Source organism: Chloroflexota bacterium, assembly GCA_011322445.1.
In the GTDB taxonomy this organism is placed as follows: domain Bacteria; phylum Chloroflexota; class Anaerolineae; order Anaerolineales; family DRMV01; genus DRMV01.
The window spans coordinates 160,345-176,715 of the sequence record DRMV01000033.1 but is presented as its reverse complement, the minus strand read 5'-3'; the positions used below and the strand labels follow the sequence as shown (position 1 = coordinate 176,715).

The 16,371-nt window shown below is 62.1% G+C and carries 11 protein-coding genes and 3 tRNA genes; 11 read left to right on the top strand and 3 right to left on the bottom strand.

Annotation, left to right across the window (positions count from 1 at the left end; all coding sequences use genetic code 11):
- Positions 1-249: 249 nt before the first annotated feature.
- The 3 genes from ENJ54_07015 (at position 250) to ENJ54_07005 (ending at position 3,968) form a co-directional block, all read left to right on the top strand.
- Positions 250-1,359, top strand: coding sequence for an ABC transporter permease (locus ENJ54_07015; GenBank protein HFC09581.1), 1,110 nt, complete (start codon positions 250-252; stop codon positions 1,357-1,359).
- Between the two features lie 89 nt (positions 1,360-1,448).
- Positions 1,449-2,387, top strand: coding sequence for an ABC transporter permease (locus tag ENJ54_07010; protein HFC09580.1), 939 nt, complete (start codon positions 1,449-1,451; stop codon positions 2,385-2,387).
- Positions 2,388-2,432: 45 nt separating this feature from the next.
- A complete protein-coding gene (locus tag ENJ54_07005) occupies positions 2,433-3,968 on the top strand; it encodes an ABC transporter ATP-binding protein (GenBank protein ID HFC09579.1) in 1,536 nt (511 codons plus the stop codon).
- Positions 3,969-4,076: 108 nt separating this feature from the next.
- Here the strand turns inward: ENJ54_07005 and ENJ54_07000 are convergent, their stop codons facing one another.
- The gene (locus ENJ54_07000) at positions 4,077-5,648 is read right to left on the bottom strand and encodes a murein biosynthesis integral membrane protein MurJ (protein HFC09578.1); all 1,572 of its coding nucleotides are present in this window, start codon (positions 5,646-5,648) and stop codon (positions 4,077-4,079) included.
- A gap of 121 nt (positions 5,649-5,769) precedes the next feature.
- Here ENJ54_07000 and efp point away from each other — a divergent pair, with 121 nt between their 5' ends.
- Positions 5,770-6,330, top strand: a complete 561-nt coding sequence (gene efp, locus ENJ54_06995; GenBank protein ID HFC09577.1) for an elongation factor P — start codon at positions 5,770-5,772, stop codon at positions 6,328-6,330.
- Between the two features lie 88 nt (positions 6,331-6,418).
- On the opposite strand, the gene ENJ54_06990 is transcribed toward efp, so the two are convergent.
- On the bottom strand, positions 6,419-7,591 hold the full coding sequence (locus ENJ54_06990; GenBank protein ID HFC09576.1) for a hypothetical protein: 1,173 nt from the start codon (positions 7,589-7,591) through the stop codon (positions 6,419-6,421).
- Positions 7,592-7,747: 156 nt separating this feature from the next.
- Here ENJ54_06990 and ENJ54_06985 point away from each other — a divergent pair.
- The 6 genes from ENJ54_06985 to ENJ54_06960 all read left to right on the top strand — a co-directional run bounded on the left by ENJ54_06985 (position 7,748) and on the right by ENJ54_06960 (position 13,222).
- Positions 7,748-7,819, top strand: a tRNA-Gly gene (locus tag ENJ54_06985).
- Between the two features lie 49 nt (positions 7,820-7,868).
- A tRNA-Met gene (locus ENJ54_06980) sits at positions 7,869-7,941 on the top strand.
- Positions 7,942-8,063: 122 nt separating this feature from the next.
- Positions 8,064-9,281 (top strand): site-2 protease family protein, encoded by a 1,218-nt coding sequence (locus ENJ54_06975; protein HFC09575.1) that lies wholly within the window; start codon positions 8,064-8,066, stop codon positions 9,279-9,281.
- Between the two features lie 3 nt (positions 9,282-9,284).
- Complete coding sequence (locus ENJ54_06970; GenBank protein ID HFC09574.1) at positions 9,285-10,520, top strand: DUF2029 domain-containing protein; 1,236 nt, start codon at positions 9,285-9,287, stop codon at positions 10,518-10,520.
- A gap of 247 nt (positions 10,521-10,767) precedes the next feature.
- Positions 10,768-13,125, top strand: a complete 2,358-nt coding sequence (locus ENJ54_06965; GenBank protein HFC09573.1) for a tetratricopeptide repeat protein — start codon at positions 10,768-10,770, stop codon at positions 13,123-13,125.
- Between the two features lie 24 nt (positions 13,126-13,149).
- Positions 13,150-13,222: transfer RNA gene (locus ENJ54_06960), tRNA-Arg, on the top strand.
- Between the two features lie 68 nt (positions 13,223-13,290).
- Here ENJ54_06960 and ENJ54_06955 read toward each other — a convergent pair.
- A complete protein-coding gene (locus tag ENJ54_06955; GenBank protein ID HFC09572.1) occupies positions 13,291-14,211 on the bottom strand; it encodes a methionyl-tRNA formyltransferase in 921 nt (306 codons plus the stop codon).
- A gap of 181 nt (positions 14,212-14,392) precedes the next feature.
- Here ENJ54_06955 and ENJ54_06950 point away from each other — a divergent pair, with 181 nt between their 5' ends.
- On the top strand, positions 14,393-16,315 hold the full coding sequence (locus tag ENJ54_06950) for a hypothetical protein (GenBank protein HFC09571.1): 1,923 nt from the start codon (positions 14,393-14,395) through the stop codon (positions 16,313-16,315).
- Positions 16,316-16,371: the final 56 nt, after the last annotated feature.

Below are 16,371 nucleotides of genomic sequence, written 5' to 3'. Positions count from 1 at the left end.
GGCTCAAACGAGCCGGTGCTCGATGGACGCCATACGGGGCTGAAATGACCGCCAAAGCGCGAGCAGCCTGGTTGAGCGATGCTTGGTCTCCCACCACCGGCTGGCCCCTTGCTGCCTGATTCTACAACTTATGAGTGCTCCCGTGCGGTCAAAAAGTGAGAAGGTTTGCGTAGAATGCGGTACAATTACGCCTGTTCTTTGGCGGCGATGTGTTTGTGACATCGTATCCCAACTGAATTGAGGGTGTTCATGGCCGAACAAGTTGAGAAGAAAAGCACGTGGGGAACCGTAAAGCGCTTTGTGCGCAGTGTGGCGGTGCCCTTGGGGGCGGTGGTGCTGGCGTTGATCATTGGCGCTATCATCATCGAGGCCTCGGGGGCATCTGCCTGGAAGGCTTATGAAGCGTTAGCCCAGGGGGCCTTCGGCAGTGCCCGTGGGTGGCAACGTACTTTAGAGAAGACCACCCCTTTGATTTTTAGCGGTTTAGCGGTGGCCTTTGCGTTTAAAGCAGGCTTGTTTAACATTGGTGCGCAGGGGCAGTTGCTCTTCGGTGCCATTACCGCTGCAGCCGTGGGGTTTGGTGTTCACGGTTTGCCGCCCGGCATCCATGCGGCTGTGGCGTTGACGGCGGGGGCCATCGCCGGTGGTTTGTATGGTGCAATTCCGGGCGCGCTGAAGACCTACACCGGCGCACACGAAGTCATCACCACCATCATGTTGAACTATGTCGCGATGGGGTTCACCGATTACCTCGCCAACGGGCCTTTGAAAGACCGCACGCCGGGCAACATCATCGCCCGCACGCCCCAAATTTTGGATTCGGCGAAATTGCCTACCTGGGGGTGGATGCCATTTGGCTTTGTGCTGGCGGTGGTGGCTGCGGCGGTGGCGTGGTGGATTCTCCAGCGCACCACGCTGGGGTTTGAAATCCGCACGGTAGGGCAGAACCCGCACGCCGCGCGCTATGCGGGCATGAAAGTCGCCCGTACCATCATTTTGACGATGGTCATCAGCGCCCTGTTCGCCGGCATTGGCGGCGCGGTGGAAACCCAGGGCGTGGTGGGGCGTTATGAACCCGGTTTCAACGCCAATTTGGGCTTTGACGGCATCACCGTGGCCCTCTTGGGCAAGACCGACCCCTTTGGTGTGATTCCCGCGGCGCTGCTTCTGGGCGCAATGCGAGCAGGCTCTAACCAAATGCAGTTCAAAGCGCATGTGGCGCAGGAAATCACCGACGTGGTACAGGCGTTGATGCTCTTCTTTGTGGCAGCCGATATGATTGTGCGCTGGCTGTTGCGAATGCGGGCTGCCGAGGAAGGTGAAAAGATTACGCTCAGCACAGGCTGGGGTTCCCATTGAGGTGAAGTATGAATACACCGGCATCGTTTGCAAACTGGAAACTGTTTTGGAAGCGCTGGGGCATTGGGCTGACAACGGCTGTGGTGATCATGGGGGTGATCTTTTACTACTATGCCCGCACACCGCAGGTCACCGAGGCAGTTTTGGCCTCGACGCTGCGCCAGTCGGTGCCCTTGGTGCTGGGCGCGCTGTGTGGTTTGATGGGCGAGCGCGCCGCGGTGATCAACATCGGTATCGAAGGCCAGATGCTGATGGCGGCTTTTGTTGCTTTCCTGGTCAATGTTTACACCGGCAACCTGCTGCTGGGCGTCACGGCGGGCATTCTCATTGGCGCACTGATGGGGCTGCTGCTGGCCTTTATGTCGGTTACGTTGAAAATTGACCAGATCATCGGTGGCACTGTCATCAATATCCTTGCCATTGGGCTGACGGGCTATTTCTACAAGGTCGGTTTGAGCGGCCACGGCAAACTTAACCCCATTCCCTTGGGACCATTGGCGAAAATTCCGCTCATTGGGCCGGTGCTGTTCAATAACCCGCCGATTACCTATGCGTCGATTGTCCTGGTCTTTGTGGTGCACTATGTGCTGTTCTACACCCCGTGGGGGTTGCGCACCCGGGCGGTGGGCGAGCACCCGCGAGCGGCCGACACCCTGGGCATTGATGTTTACCTGGTGCGTTACGTCAACGTCGTGGTTGGCGGGGCGTTGGCCGGGTTGGCCGGGGCCTACCTTTCACTGGAAGCCGTGGGCTCATTCGAGCGTTCCATGACCAACGGGCGCGGCTTTGTGGCCTTGGCCGTGATGATTTTCGGCAAGTGGACGCCTTTGGGCTCGTGGGGGGCGGCGCTGCTCTTTGGCTTCGCAACGGCGTTGCAAACCCAGTTGCAGTTCGGCGGCGAAATTAACATCCCTCCCCAGTTCATCGGGATGTTGCCTTACCTGTTGACCATTATCGTGCTGGCGGGCTTTGTGGGGCGGGCGCGTCCCCCCGCGGCCGATGGTATTCCCTACGAGAAAGAAGGCTAATCGGGGCGCAGTGGCGCTTTCCGGCAACGCTTTTGGGAGCAACCTATGAGCGAAATGGCTTTGGAAGTCCGCAACATCGTCAAACGCTTCCCCGGCGTTTTGGCAAACGACCATGTCAATTTCAGCCTGCGCAAGGGTGAAGTGCATGCCTTGCTGGGCGAGAACGGCGCGGGCAAGACCACGCTGATGAACATTATCTACGGCCTTTACCATCCCGACGAGGGCGAAATTTTCGTGGACGGCCAGAAGGTGACCATCGATAGCCCTCACGACGCCATTCGGCTGGGTATTGGGATGGTGCACCAGCACTTCATGTTGGTGCCGGTGTTTACGGTGGCCGAGAACCTGATTTTGGGCGCAGAGCCTACGAAGGGCTGGTCGCTGGACCTGAAGGCGGCGCGTGAGGCTGTGCAGCGGCTTTCTGGCCAGTATGGGCTGGAAGTTGACCCCGACGCGGTGGTGGAAGACCTGCCCGTGGGCGTGCAGCAGCGCGTGGAAATTCTCAAGGCGCTTTATCGCGAGGCTAAGGTGCTGGTGCTGGATGAGCCGACGGCGGTGTTGACCCCCCAGGAAGTCGAAGAACTTTTTGTGATCATGCGCCAACTGACCGAGCGCGGCGTTTCGATTATTTTCATCACCCACAAACTCAAAGAGGTGATGGAAATTGCCGATCACATCACGGTGATGCGCCGCGGCAAGGTCGTCGGCACGACGACCCCCCAGGAAACCAACGAGCAAGGGCTGGCGGCCATGATGGTGGGGCGGGAAGTCGTGCTCCAGGTGGACAAAGGCCCTGCCAACCCCGGCGACGTGGTGTTAGAGGTGCGCGACCTGAAGGTAGAAGACGAGCGCGGCCTGCTTGCCGTGGATGGCGTGAACCTGGAGGTGCGCGCTGGCGAGATTCTGGGAATTGCTGGTGTGCAGGGCAATGGCCAGACCGAGTTAGTGGAAGCCATTACCGGCTTGCGCCACATTCGGGATGGTAAAGTGCTTTTGGGCGGACACGCCGTGCCGCCGCGTGCCCCGCGCTTCCTTATCGAGCATGGGATGGGTCACATCCCCGAAGACCGGCAGAAGCATGGCCTGGTGCTTTCTTACACCATTGCCGACAACCTGGTGCTGTGCACTTACTACAAACCGCCTTTTGCCAAAGGAATGCAGCGCAATCAGGCGGCGGTGATTGAAAACGCCCACCGGCTGGTCGAGCAGTTCGACGTGCGTACACCGAGCATTTTTACCACAGCAGGCTCGCTTTCTGGCGGCAATCAGCAAAAGGTGATCGTGGCTCGTGAGTTCAGCCGCCCCCTCAAACTGCTGGTTGCTAATCAGCCGACGCGCGGCCTGGATGTTGGCTCGATTGAGTACATTCACAAGCGCATCATCCAGATGCGCGACCAGGGCGCAGCGGTGTTATTGATTTCTGCCGAACTTGATGAAATCATGTCGCTGGCCGACCGGATAGCGGTTATGTATCACGGCAAGATTGTGGCTGTGTTGGATGCAGAGAAAGCGGAGCGCACCGAACTTGGGTTGCTGATGGCGGGCAGTCAGGCACCGCAGCCGGAGGCCGTGCAGGTGTAAGCAGGTTGCAGGGTGCGTGATGCAAGATGCAGGTTGCAGGTTGCAGGATGCAGGTTGCAGGATGCAGCGCAGACCTGACGGGTTTTTTGAAACCTGTCAGGTCTTTTTTTACCAGCTCAGCAGGGCTTTGCCCTCTTTCCAAATGAACGGCAATGCTGCCAGCGCCCCTAATGCCGAAGCGGCCAGGCCGCGGGCCAGTAGCGGAGCGGGTGCATAAGCCATGACCGCAGCCCCCACCAACCCGCCTGCCAGCGCACCCAGCAAAGCATCACGCGGCGCACTGTCGAAGGCGGGCACTTCGCGGCGCCGCCGGTGGAGCAGGAAGAAGAGCAGCGTAGCCTCCGTGGTGAAGGCGATGGCGTTCGCCAGGCCAATGCCCGTCGCGCCGAACAGCGTGCCTTCTGCGCCCAGGTTCTTGCCAGAAAGGATTGCCAGCACCCCCAACCCAATGTAGGCCGCGCTGTTGAGCGCGGAAGCCAGCAGGGGCGTTTTGGCGTCTTGCTGTGCATAAAAGCCGCGCGTCGCGAGTTCCAGCAGGCTGTGCCCCGCCAGGCCGAGCAGATAGGCGCGGGTCGTCCACACCACCAGCTGGGTGCCTGCGGCCCCTAACCCCAACACCGGCAGCAGGCCGGGTAACGCCACGGCCAGCACCGCTGCAATGGGCAGGGTAAGCCCTAAAAGCCCCTGCACGCCTCGGTTGAAGGTGGCGGCAAAGGCTTTCCAATCGCCGCGGGCGATTTGTTCGGAAAGCGTGGGCAGCAGCACCAGCCCCAGCGCCGTGCCCAGAAGGGTTTCTGGCACCTGCATGATGAACCAGCCGTAAGCCAGCGCGCTGACCGCGCCGGTGCCTACCCGTGAAGCCAGGTTGTCGCGCGCCAGAAACACCAGTTGGATGAAGAACATGGTCAGTACGCGCGGGCCCATCAGGCGCAGTACCTTGACCACACCCGGATGCCGCAGCCCGATGAGCGCGTGCCAGCGGAAGCCGTAGCGCACCAGCGCGGGAATTTGCACCCCCAGGTGCAGCACCGCCCCGATGAGCACGCCATACACCAGGCCGTGAATGCCGAAACCGAAGCCGGGCAGGTGGACCGGACCCAGCGACAGCCCTTTTTCGGGGGCCAGCACCGCCGCGCCGAAAATTTGCCCCAGGTTATACATCAGCGGGGCCACCGCGGGCAGGAAGAAGTGCTGGTTGGCTTGCAAACCGGCGGTGACCAGGCCGCTGAGGGAAAAGATGACCGTGCCGATGAGGTCGAGCCGCATCAACGAGGCCGCCAGCCGCTGTTGGGCGGGGGTGAAGTGGGGGGCAATGCCGAATTCCCAGCGGATGAGCGGCAGGGCGAAAATGGCAATGAGCACGGCCAGCGCCGCCGTGGTCAGGAAGGCCAGGTTGGCGATGCGGGAAAACAATTCCCACAGGGCGTCGCGGCCGCGCGTAGTGCGGTATTCGGAGAGCACTGGAATGAAAGCCATGGCCAGCGCGCCGCCCGAAATGAGCGCAAACAGCAGGTCGGGCAGGTTGTTGGCCGCGTTGAAGGCGTCCAGAGAGGCCGAGAGGCCGAATTCATGGCCGATGATGATCTGGCGGGTGAAGGCCAGCACTTTGTCCACCGCAAAGAGGGCGGTGAGCATCAGGGTGGTGCGGGCAATGCGGGGCAGCAAGTGCTTTTTGGGCATGGACGGCCTCCGAATGAATGGGTTCCCCCAGCGGGGATGCCTTATCTTAGCATGGCCTTCCACGCATCGCAAGCAGCGGAGTTTGGTATAATTTCTCTACCTCAATTTGGGAGATGAGACAATGATCGATGTGAACGATTTGCGCAAGGGTGTCATTTTTGAACTGGACGGCAACCTTTATCGGGTGCTGGATTATCATCACCACAAGCCTGGTCGGGGCAAGGCGACGATTCGTGTCAAGGCGCGTGACTTGCGCTCCGGCGCGATTATTGACCGCACTTTCCCTTCCGGCAACCAGGTGCAAGATGTGCAGTTAGACCACCACAATGCCCAGTATCTCTACACCGACGGCGAGTTTTACCATTTTATGGACAACGAGACGTTCGAGCAGTTCGCCATTCCGGCAAAGGTGCTGGGGGATGATGCCAGGTTCCTCAAGGATGGCATGGAAGTCAAACTGACCTTTTACCAAAGCGAGCCGCTGACGGTGGAATTCCCCATCACGGTGGACATGGAAGTGGTGCAGGCAGAAGTGGCGGTGCGCGGCGATACGGCGACCGGCGTGACCAAGAAGGTGGTGACGGAGACCGGGCTGGAAGTGCAGGTGCCGGCCTTTGTCAAGCAGGGCGATATCATTCGGGTGGATACCCGCACCGGGGCGTATGTCACGCGGGTAAGTTGAACCTTTTTGCTGGCAACCGTTTCTCTAAAACGGCCACAGCCCTGCACCTCGAGGTGCAGGGCTGTTCGCTTGAAGCAGGGGAGAGAATTTACCCGCGCGGGGCGGCGGCAGGCGGCTGATCGCCGGGACGGCCGGGCCAGCCAGGGCGTTCAGGCATGATGCCGGGTTGAGGAGGGCGGCCTGCGAAGACCGCGAGGGCGGTGAGTTGGCCGTTGTCGTCTTTGGCAATGACGAGGACGGGCATCTCGGGCTTGAGGTCATCGAGGCCCTTCACTGCGCCATCGCGGCTGCGGAAGCGGGTCTGGTCGGTGACGGCGAAGGTGAGGGATTGCCCGTCGCGGGTCTGGATGGTGAGGCTGTCGTTGCCCACCGCGGTGACTTTGCCGATGTGACGCTCACCGCGGCGTTCAGGTTCCCCGGCGAAGACCGCGAGGGCCGTGAGTTGGCCGTTGTCGTCTTTGGCGATGACGAGGACGGGCATCTCGGGCTTGAGGTCATCGAGGCTCTTCACTGCGCCGTCGCGGCTGCGGAAGCGGGTCTGGTCGGTGACGGCGAAGGTGAGGGATTGCCCGTCGCGGGTCTGGATGGTGAGGCTGTCGTTGCCCACCGCGGTGACTTTGCCGATGTGGCGCTCACCGCGGCGTTCAGGTTCCCCGGCGAGGATGGCAAGGGCGGTGAGTTGGCCGTTGTCGTCTTTGGCAATGACGAGGACGGGCATCTCGGGCTTGAGGTCATCGAGGCCCTTCACTGCGCCGTCGCGGCTGCGGAAGCGGGTCTGGTCGGTGACGGCGAAGGTGAGGGATTGCCCGTCGCGGGTCTGGATGGTGAGGCTGTCGTTGCCAACGGTGCTCACTTTGCCGGGGTAGCGGTGAATGTTTTTCAAGCGGGTGGGGTCAAAATCTTCGGGTAAGATAATCACCACCCGGGCGCGCAAAACGCCTTCCTCGCCTTCCTGCGGCGGTTTCACAGCGCCAGCAACCCAGCGCCCCACCGTGATGTCGGCAAAAGAAGCCTCGCCACCGCCAGCCTTGCGGAAGCGGGTGTCGTCATCTACGGCGATCTGCACGGTTTTACCGTCCAGCAGTTTGAGGGTGAAGGTGTTGTCGCCGACGGCCGTGACCTGCCCAATGTGGCGCGCCGGGCGGGCAATGGGGTCGGGAGGTGGCGTGCCTTCGTTGCTGGTCGCGGCGAAAGCGCCCACGGTCGCCACCAGGGCAAGAGCCAGGGCTAAAAACCAGCCGAACACACTTTTCTTGAACATGGGGAACCTCCTGTTGAGGGGTTTGTCAGAACGCTTTTATCATAGCCCGCGGGTGTAAGGGGAGGATTATGGCGATGTAAACACCTTGTAAAAAGTGGTGGCGGCTGTTGGGGCTTGACCGGCAGGCGTGGGGTGGGTAGAATAGGTGTATCTCATGCGGGCGTCGCCAAGTGGTAAGGCAACGGCCTTCCAAGCCGTCACTCGCGGGTTCGAGTCCCGTCGCCCGCTCTGTGGCCGCCCGGTGCCGATGGCCACCGGAGGCGGCTATCGTTTTGCCGGGCCCATAGCTCAGCGGTGAGAGCAGGCGGCTCATAACCGCTTGGTCGCAGGTTCGAATCCTGCTGGGCCCACAGCGCCCAACGCCCCGTCTTGCGGCGGGGCTTTTGTGTTGGCGGGCCAGGTTCCCTGTGTGGCGCTTGCGTTGGGTGCGGCCTTCGGGTATGCTTAAAACCACTTCGGTGATGGAGGAACGATGTTCACAGAGGCCCCTTTTTCGCAGCAGGAAGTTTTGACGTCGTTAGTGGCCCGGGTGATGCGGGTGGAAAGCATTACCTGGGGCGACCCTCAACGCCGCGGCTGGCTGGCGCGGTTCCGGGGTGAGGTGTTGGGCGATACCGAGGCCGCTTATAACCGGCTGGAGGCCGCCTTGCAGCCCTATGAAATTACCCCGCTGTTTCGTTTTGGGCGGGAAAGCCGGCATGAGGTGCTGCTGGTGCCCGGCCTGCTGCGCCCGCAGCCTTCGCGGGTGGTGTGGAACGCGGTGCTGTTCGTGCTTACGGTGTTGAGCGTGTTTGCGGCCGGTGTGTCGTATGCCTATCAGGGCCCGGCCGATTTCGGCCCTGGCGCTTTGCCTGCTTTGCGGAAGGCCCTGGGTGGCGGCCTGGCGTTTACCGTCAGCCTGATGGCGATTTTGCTCTTCCACGAGTTTGGACATTACCTCGCTGCCCGTCGTCACGGCACGGCTGTCACGCTGCCCTATTTTCTGCCTTTTCCCTTTAGCCTGTTTGGCACCTTGGGGGCGTTCATTAGCCTGAAAGCGCCACCGCGCAACCGCCGCGTGCTGCTCGACATTGGCATTGCAGGGCCGTTGGCGGGGATGGTCGTGGCTGTGCCGGTGATGCTGTTGGGGTTGAGCCTTTCGCACGTCGAGCCTTTGCCCACCTGGTTGCCTCACGGCGGTGGCTTGATGTTGGAAGGCAATTCCATCTTGTATTTGCTCGCCAAATGGGTGGTTTTCGGCAAGTGGTTACCTGCACCCGCACACTATGGCAACCTTTCGCCGCTGGCTTATTGGCTGAAGTTCTTCTTTACCGGCCATCCGTTGCCCTTGGGTGGGCAAGATGTCATGCTGCATCCGGTTGCATGGGCTGGCTGGGCGGGCTTCCTGGTGACGGCGCTCAATCTCATCCCGCTGGGCACGTTGGACGGCGGTCACGTGCTTTATGCCTTGCTGGGCGACAAGGCCCGCCGCATTTTCTGGCCGTTCATGGGCGTGCTTTTGCTGCTCGGCTTTGTGTGGGAAGGCTGGTGGCTGTGGGCGTTCCTGTTGCTCTTTTTGGGGCGGCGTTACGCCGAGCCGCTGGACCAGATTACCCCGCTGGACCGCCGGCGCAAGGCGATTGCTGTTTTTGGCATGGTGTTGTTGGTGTTGGTGTTTACGCCAGTGCCATTGCAGATGGTGGGGTTTTAGCCGGTGGAAAGGCGTTGGGCCCGACGCGGAGCCTGGTTCGTTCTGGCGTTGCTGCTGATGCTGCTGCTGGTGTGGGGCAATGTGCGTTTTGCCCGCCAGCACCCCGGCGGCAATGATTTCATGGTGTATTGGGTAGCGGCGCGCGCCTGGCTTTTGGAAGGCCGTGACCCCTACAGCGACGCCGTGGCCCTCGAAGCCCAACGGCTGGCCTATGGGCGCCCGGCGCGGGGGGAAGAAGGGCAAATGCGGCTGGTTTACCCTCTTTACGCCTGCGGCCTGGTTGCCCCTTTTGCCCTGGTGGACGACTACGCGCTCGCACGCGGGGTGTGGAACGCCGTGCTGGAAGTGCTGCTGGTGGTGATGTTGGGGATGGCCTTGGCAGTCGTCCGCTGGAAACCACCGCCGTGGCTGCTGGCGCTGTTGGTAGTCTTTACATTGACGTGGTATGAAGCGGTGCGGGCCGTGATCAACGGCAATGCCGTGGTTTGGGTGGCTGCCTTCCTCACCGGTGCAGCATGGGCCTGGCGCAATAAGCGGGAGACTGCGGCTGGCGTTTTGCTGGCGCTGGCGACCATCAAGCCGCAACTGGCCTTGCTGCCGGTGGCGTTTGCCGTGTTTTGGGGGCTTTCCCGCCGCCGCTGGCGGCTGTTGGGGGGGCTGGGGGGAACGCTGGTTGTGTTGATGGGGTTGAGCATGGCGTGGCTGCCGCGATGGCCGCTGGAGGAACTGCGCGAGGTCTTGCGCTATCCTTCATACACCCCGCCGAATAGCCTGCAGGCGGCGTTGCGGGCATGGTTCCCGGTAGCCGGGCGCTGGCTGGGGGCGGGCGTCACGGCGGCGTTGAGCGCCGTGCTGGCCTGGGCGTGGTGGCGCAGCCGGCACGAAGCCTTCCCGCTGCTGGCGTATAACCTGACCCTGGTTGCCAGCCAGTGGATTGGGATCGCGACCGACCCCGGCAACTTTTTGATTTTGTTCTTGCCGTTGGTGGCATGGCTGGCTTTGCTTTTCCGTAAAAGCCGTCCTCGCATTCGTATAGCCGCTGTTTCGCTGGCGTTGGGGCTGGTTTGGGGTGGGCTTTGGTGGGTGTTCCTGGCGACCCTGACGTGGCAACACGGCCAGCCGTTGCAAAGCCTCTGGATGTATTTGCCGCTGCCTGCGATGTTGCTGGCGGGGCTGACCTGGTGTGCCACGCGGGGCCGGGACGGGGATGCGTGGGTGAGGGGCGGCAGAATGCTTTGAAAATCTGCTAAAATAGGGTAACCTTGGTCTGAGAGACGACCTCGCGAAGCCTTGAACAGCCATTCATAACGCCTGCCGTCGCCCGCCCGCGCGAATCAGGCTTTCCCAGCGGCGGGGCGCAAGAGAGGGGTGGGCGTTTTCTGCGGAAGCGGCGCAACGTGTGTGCTTCGCCGCTGCGCTGGGCAGGCACCTGTGAGGGTGTGAGCCGCCATGCGGCAGCGTTTCTGCCGCTTTCCGGGGAGGCAACATGGTCGATACAGAAAAACTGTACCACGAGAGTATGAACGCTGGCCATTCCGCAGCGTGGGATTTGGAATGGGAACGCGCCGCGAAGCATTATCGCAAAGCCCTCGAGGTCAAACCCAATGATTACCAGGCCCTGACCAGTTTGGGGTTGGCGCTTTTTGAACTCCATGACTACGACGGCGCTTTGCAGGCTTACGGGCAGGCGGCCAAGGTGACACCGCAAGACCCCGTGCCCTGGGAAAAAATGGCGCAGATTTATGAGCGCCAGGGGCATTTGCGCCGCGCTGTGCAGGCGGCTTTGCAGGCGGCCGACCGGTTCATGCGTCGCGGTGAGGCCAAGCGGGGGGTGGATAATTACCTGCGGGTGTTGCGGCTGGACCCCGAAAACTTGACTGCTCATACGCACCTGGCACTGATTTACGATCGTTTGAAGCAACTGGACCGTGCTGTGGAGGAATATCTGGCGGTGGCGGCGTTGTTGCAGCGGCAGGGCAAGGTGCAGGAAGCCACCCGAGCGGTGCAGCGGGCAGCGACGCTGGTGCCCAACGACCCTAAGGTGCGGCAGGCGCTGGCGGCCCTCAAAACGGGCACTTTGCTTGCTTTGCCGCATCGCCCGCGAGGTGGCACTAACCCCTTGCGCATGGCGAAAATTCGGGAAGCCACCGCGCAGGCTGCGGCAGAAGCAGCAGACACCGACGACGAGAAAGAGCCTCCGGCAGACCCCATCACCCGTGCCCAACGCCGCGCCTTGACCCGCCTGGCCGAAGTGCTGTTTGAGCAGGCCGAAGGGCAGGAAAGCGCGGGGGGCTCGCGCGGGCATACCAGCCTGGATGCGTTGATGCAGGGGTTGACCAGCCCCACAGCGCGCCGGCAGCAGCGCAGCCGTATCCTGTTGCTGCTCGGCCAGGTGGTGGATGAACAAACTCGCGGTAATTATGCCCAGGCTGCGGAAGAACTGCGCCGTGCCATTTCGGCAGGCCTTGACCACGCCGCGGCCTATTTTGACCTGGGCTTCCTGCTGCTGGAAACCGGCGAACCCGACGAGGCGCTGCGTTATTTGCAAAAATCGATGGCGCACCCTGATTTTGCCCTTGCGAGCCACCTGCTGGCCGCACGCGCCCACCGCAAACTCGGCAAGCAAGCCGAGGCCGCACAGCATTACCTCGAAGCCCTGCGCCTGGCCGATATGAGCGTCGCGCCGCCAGAACAGGCCGACGCGTTAGGCCATCTTTACGAACCGCTCATTGCCCAGGTCAGCAGCGACGTGGACGAGGAAGTGGTGGCCCGCATTGCAGATAACGTCGAGCAACTGCTTTCCCGACCCGACTGGCAGCAGCAGGTAGCGCAGGCGCGCCAGCAGCTCATGCAAGAAAAACAGGCCGCAGGGCTGTTGCCTCTCGCCGATATGTTGATGGAAGCCCAAAGTGGTCGCATCGTGGAAGCCCTCACCACCATCCATAACCTGCTGGATCGAGGGGCGTGGGGCGCGGCGTTGGAAGAAGCCCAACTGGCGCTTGCCTATGCACCCGCTTATCTGCCGTTGCATATTTTGATGGCTGATATTTTGGCCGAGCGTGGCATGACCGACGTGGCCGAGGAAAAATACCTCGCCGTGGCGCGCACCTATCTGGCCCGTGGCAACGCTGACCAGGCGGTGAATCTCTACCGCAAGGTACTGGAACTCAATCCCACCCATGTGGAAGCCCATGCCCGCCTGATCGAAGCGTTGGTGCGCCAGAACAAACTGGAAGAAGCCATTGCCCATTACATGCAGATGGCCGACGCCCACTATCAACTGGCGGAACTTCAAAAGGCGCGCCAGGCCTACGAACGCGCCCTGAAACTGGCCCAACGCTTGCCGAAAGGGCAGGTGTGGCAGCGCCAGATCTTGCGGCAGTTGGCCGACCTGGCTGAACAGCAACTGGATTGGCGTCAGGCGGCCCTGATGTACGAGCAGATCCGCACGTTAGAGCCGGAAGACCGGGAAGTGCGCGCCAAACTGATTGATTTGCAACTCAAACTGGGGCGTGTCAGGCAGGCGATGGCCGAACTGGATGATTACATTCGTTACCTGCGCCGCAACGACGATCTGGCCCAGGTGCTGACTTTGCTCAACGACCTGCGTGAAGCCCATCCGAACGTGGGCGACATCGACTTGCGGCTGGGGCAGGTATACGCGGCGTTGGGGCAGAAGCAGGAAGCCATTCGTGCCTACGACACCGCGGGCGAGAAATTCTTAGATAGCGGGCAGGTGGAAGATGCCATCCGTGCGGTCGAGACAATTTTGGCGTTAGAGCCACCCGATGCCGACGCCTATCGCGAAGCCCTGGCGCAGTTGCGGGCGCAGGCAGGCGAGTGATGGTGATGGTATAATTTGACCGTTGCCCCCGTAGCTCAATGGACAGAGCGCCGGACTTCGAATCCGTAGGTTGCGCGTTCGAGTCGCGCCGGGGGCGCAGAAAAACCGCCGAGCCTTGTAGGCCCGGCGGTTTTGTTTTGCATGTCTGGTAAGCAATGGCTTTTTTTATTCTTCCCAGCCGCGAGCACCGCGCAGGAAAACTTCCCCCGGCATGGGTTTTTTGCCCGCCGGCTGTACTTCGTCCAGCACCAGCACGCCTTCGCCCGTGCCGATGGCAGGCCGTCCCTCCACAATCAACCGCACGCCTGCGCCGGGCGAGGCTAACGGCGCAGCGTGGGCGCGGTGAATTTTCAGGGGGCGGTCTTTCCAAACGGTGAAGGCGCCCGGCCAGGGGTTGAAGGCGCGTACCCGCCGCGCCAGGGCTTCCGCAGGTTGGGTGAAATCCAGTTCGCCGTCGGCTTTTTTCAGCAAGGGGGCGTAGGTCACGCCTTCCTCGGGCTGCGGGCGGGGGCGGATGCGGCCTTCCAGGTAGCCGGGCAAAGTTTCCAGCAGCAGGCGGGCGCCAAGTTGGGAAAGTTTGGCGCTCAGTGTGCCCGCGGTGTCGTCGGGGGCGATGGGCAGGGCTTCCTGGGTGAGGATGGGGCCGGTGTCCATGCCTTCGTCCATCAGCATGATGGTGATGCCGGTTTCGGCGTCGCCGTGGAGGATGGCGTGCTGGATGGGGGAAGCGCCGCGCCAGCGGGGAAGCAGCGAGGCGTGGACGTTGATGCAGCCGTAGCGAGGCAGGGCAAGGACGTTGGGGCGTAAAATCTGGCCGTAAGCGGCTACGACGATGAGGTCGGGCTGCCAGGCGGCCAGTTGTTCGTAGGCTTCGGGGGCGCGCAGGCGGCGGGGCTGCATCACGGGCAGGCCCAGGGCCTCGGCAACGCGCTTGACCGGCGGGGGGGTGGGCTTGCGGCCGCGCCCGGCGGGTTTGTCGGGCTGGGTCACGACGCCCACCACGGGGTAGACTTCTGCCAGCGCCTGCAGCGTGGGCACGGCAAATTCGGGGGAACCCATGAAGACAATGCGTGGTTGGGTGGCCATGAAATAATTGTAACATGGAGGCGGGGCACTTTGTGGCCTTTTTCTCCGGCAGGTGGGTTGTGGTAGAATGCCAATAGCGCACTTTCCCGAGGCAGGTGAGGGGGGGATGGTGATGCACTGATGCCCTTCTTCATTCACCAATTTGTGGCTCCTCTCCCCGTTCCCTATTGAGGAGGCTCAAATGAGATTCCCAAAGCGTGTTCTCTTCTTGTTGTTTGTCCTTTCGGGTGTGCTGGCCGTTGTCATGGCTGCCTGCCAGGCTGCGCCGCAGGCTTCTCCTTCACCCACCGGCTTGCCCATGGCCGCGGCTACGGTGCGCCCTTCGCCCGTGCCTTCGGCCACGTCCGCTGTTCCTCCAACCCCTACGCCGCAGCCCAGCCCCACGGCGCCTCGCCCTTTCCCGCCGCTGCCCAAAGATGCGACCCTGCCATGGGATTCCCCGCCTCTTCCCGCGCTTCACGGCGCGTTGGATAACCCCGCTGCCTTGCGGCAGGCGCTTCAGGGAAGCCTTCGCTACGTTGAGGAAGTCTGGGTGGCGGCGTGGCCTGAGGCTCTGCCCATTGATGTGCCCTGGCCGCAAGAAGGGTGGTTGGTGCTTGCCACGCGGGCATCCATGCCTTACGGCGATGGATGGAGCCTGTATTTGGATATTCCCCAGGCTGCCGATGCGTGGAAGGAAGCCTATCAAGCCCTGTTGCAGCAGCAGGGCTGGAAACAGGCGCCGTCCGAAAGCGGGGTGCTCGGCGCGCAGACAGCGGAAATTCGCTGGTGTTCCCCTTCCGAAGACAAGGAGGTCGATTTTATCGTCACTGCCGTTGGTGCCGACCATGCCATTGCCAGCGTGAATTATCGGCCGAGGGAGAAAGGGGAGGGGATGCCCTGTGAGCCTTCCCCTCTGATTGTGCAGCCCCCGAAAGATGCACCCGCCCTGCAGGCGCCGGAAGGCACTCGCGCCGTGGAGGGCGAAGGGAGCAGCGGCGGCCCGGGTGAATGGGTCTTCAAGCGGCGGTTTTCCAGCCCCCAGGGCATTGCTGCGCTGGTCGGCGGTTTCAGCCAGCAACTCAGTGCGCAAGGGTGGCAAATCCTCACGCAGGCCCAGGCAAAGATGAACGAAGGGGAAGCCGCGGTCATTCGGGCTTCCAAAAAGGACGCGTCTTTGCCCAACGCAATGCTCCTTGTGGTGGGCAAAGCCCCTCTCTTTGATGTGTGGTTGTGGAACGGCGTCGTCGGTACGCAGCCGAGTGCTCCGCCTCGGCTTGCGTCCCCTGTGCTCCACGGCCGCACCGATGATGTGCTTGCCTTGCGCCGTGCCCTCGCACTGAGCCACTGGGACCCTTACTTCGCCAGGCCGCGGGAGGTTTGGGTTGCGACTGCGCCTTCCTCCTGGCCGCAGGGAGTGCCCAAGCCGCCCGAGGCGACATGGCGGCAGGTCCAGAAGACCGTTTATCCGGACGGCAGCAAGTCGTGGAAGATGGTTTTCAGCGTGCCGCAAAGCCCGGCCCAGGCCAAAAGCGCGCTCGGCAACCTGCTTTCCGCTGCAGGGTGGAAGGCCACACCGTTCCCCCAGACGGAAGCCGATGAGGTGGGTTTTGTTCCCCCTTCCCCTCCGGTGCACTTTGACCTGTTTTGCGGCGCGGGAAGCGCTTCCCTGATGGCAAATTACGCAGAAATCCCCTCGGGGCACACCCGCGTGCAGTGGGAGTTTGCGACGACCGGCCATGCTTGCCTGTCGGGCGGCCCGTGGCATGATCGGGCGCAGGCTCATTCGGCGCCGATCGTGCAACTCGTTTTGGGTTCCAAAGTTCAGGAATCCGGCGGTGGGTTGAGCCTCCTTGGGAACGAGGGTTTTTCCAGGGGCTATGTCGCTTATTCGTCCTGGTGGGCTGACCTTTCCCCCCTTGCCCAGGGCAAGGCCTTTGCCGGGCAATTGCAGTCGAAGAAGTGGCAAATTACCGGCCAGGGGGCGCTGGGCGACGTGGGTTATTGGCTCCAGGCTACTTACACTGCCCCCGATGGCAGGCGATGGCACGCCGACGTGGTGATAACCATCATTGACAAGCAGTACACCTACGGTGTGTTGCGGGTGCTCCCCACCACGCCGTGAGGCGGGCGCGTGGGGGCCGTTGAAGGTATACCGGATTCTGAACAGAGGCGCTCCGG

What these genes read in the sequence shown, in the direction of transcription:
- ENJ54_06975 (HFC09575.1), top strand. Translation starts at nt 8,064, where the DNA reads ATGTTCACAGAGGCCCCTTTTTCGCAGCAGGAAGTTTTGACGTCGTTA.
- ENJ54_07005 (HFC09579.1), top strand. Translation starts at nt 2,433, where the DNA reads ATGAGCGAAATGGCTTTGGAAGTCCGCAACATCGTCAAACGCTTCCCC.
- ENJ54_06950 (HFC09571.1), top strand. Translation starts at nt 14,393, where the DNA reads ATGAGATTCCCAAAGCGTGTTCTCTTCTTGTTGTTTGTCCTTTCGGGT.
- ENJ54_07010 (HFC09580.1), top strand. Translation starts at nt 1,449, where the DNA reads ATGGGGGTGATCTTTTACTACTATGCCCGCACACCGCAGGTCACCGAG.
- ENJ54_06955 (HFC09572.1), bottom strand. Translation starts at nt 14,211, where the DNA reads ATGGCCACCCAACCACGCATTGTCTTCATGGGTTCCCCCGAATTTGCC.
- ENJ54_07015 (HFC09581.1), top strand. Translation starts at nt 250, where the DNA reads ATGGCCGAACAAGTTGAGAAGAAAAGCACGTGGGGAACCGTAAAGCGC.
- ENJ54_06990 (HFC09576.1), bottom strand. Translation starts at nt 7,591, where the DNA reads ATGTTCAAGAAAAGTGTGTTCGGCTGGTTTTTAGCCCTGGCTCTTGCC.
- ENJ54_06965 (HFC09573.1), top strand. Translation starts at nt 10,768, where the DNA reads ATGGTCGATACAGAAAAACTGTACCACGAGAGTATGAACGCTGGCCAT.
- ENJ54_07000 (HFC09578.1), bottom strand. Translation starts at nt 5,648, where the DNA reads ATGCCCAAAAAGCACTTGCTGCCCCGCATTGCCCGCACCACCCTGATG.
- efp (HFC09577.1), top strand. Translation starts at nt 5,770, where the DNA reads ATGATCGATGTGAACGATTTGCGCAAGGGTGTCATTTTTGAACTGGAC.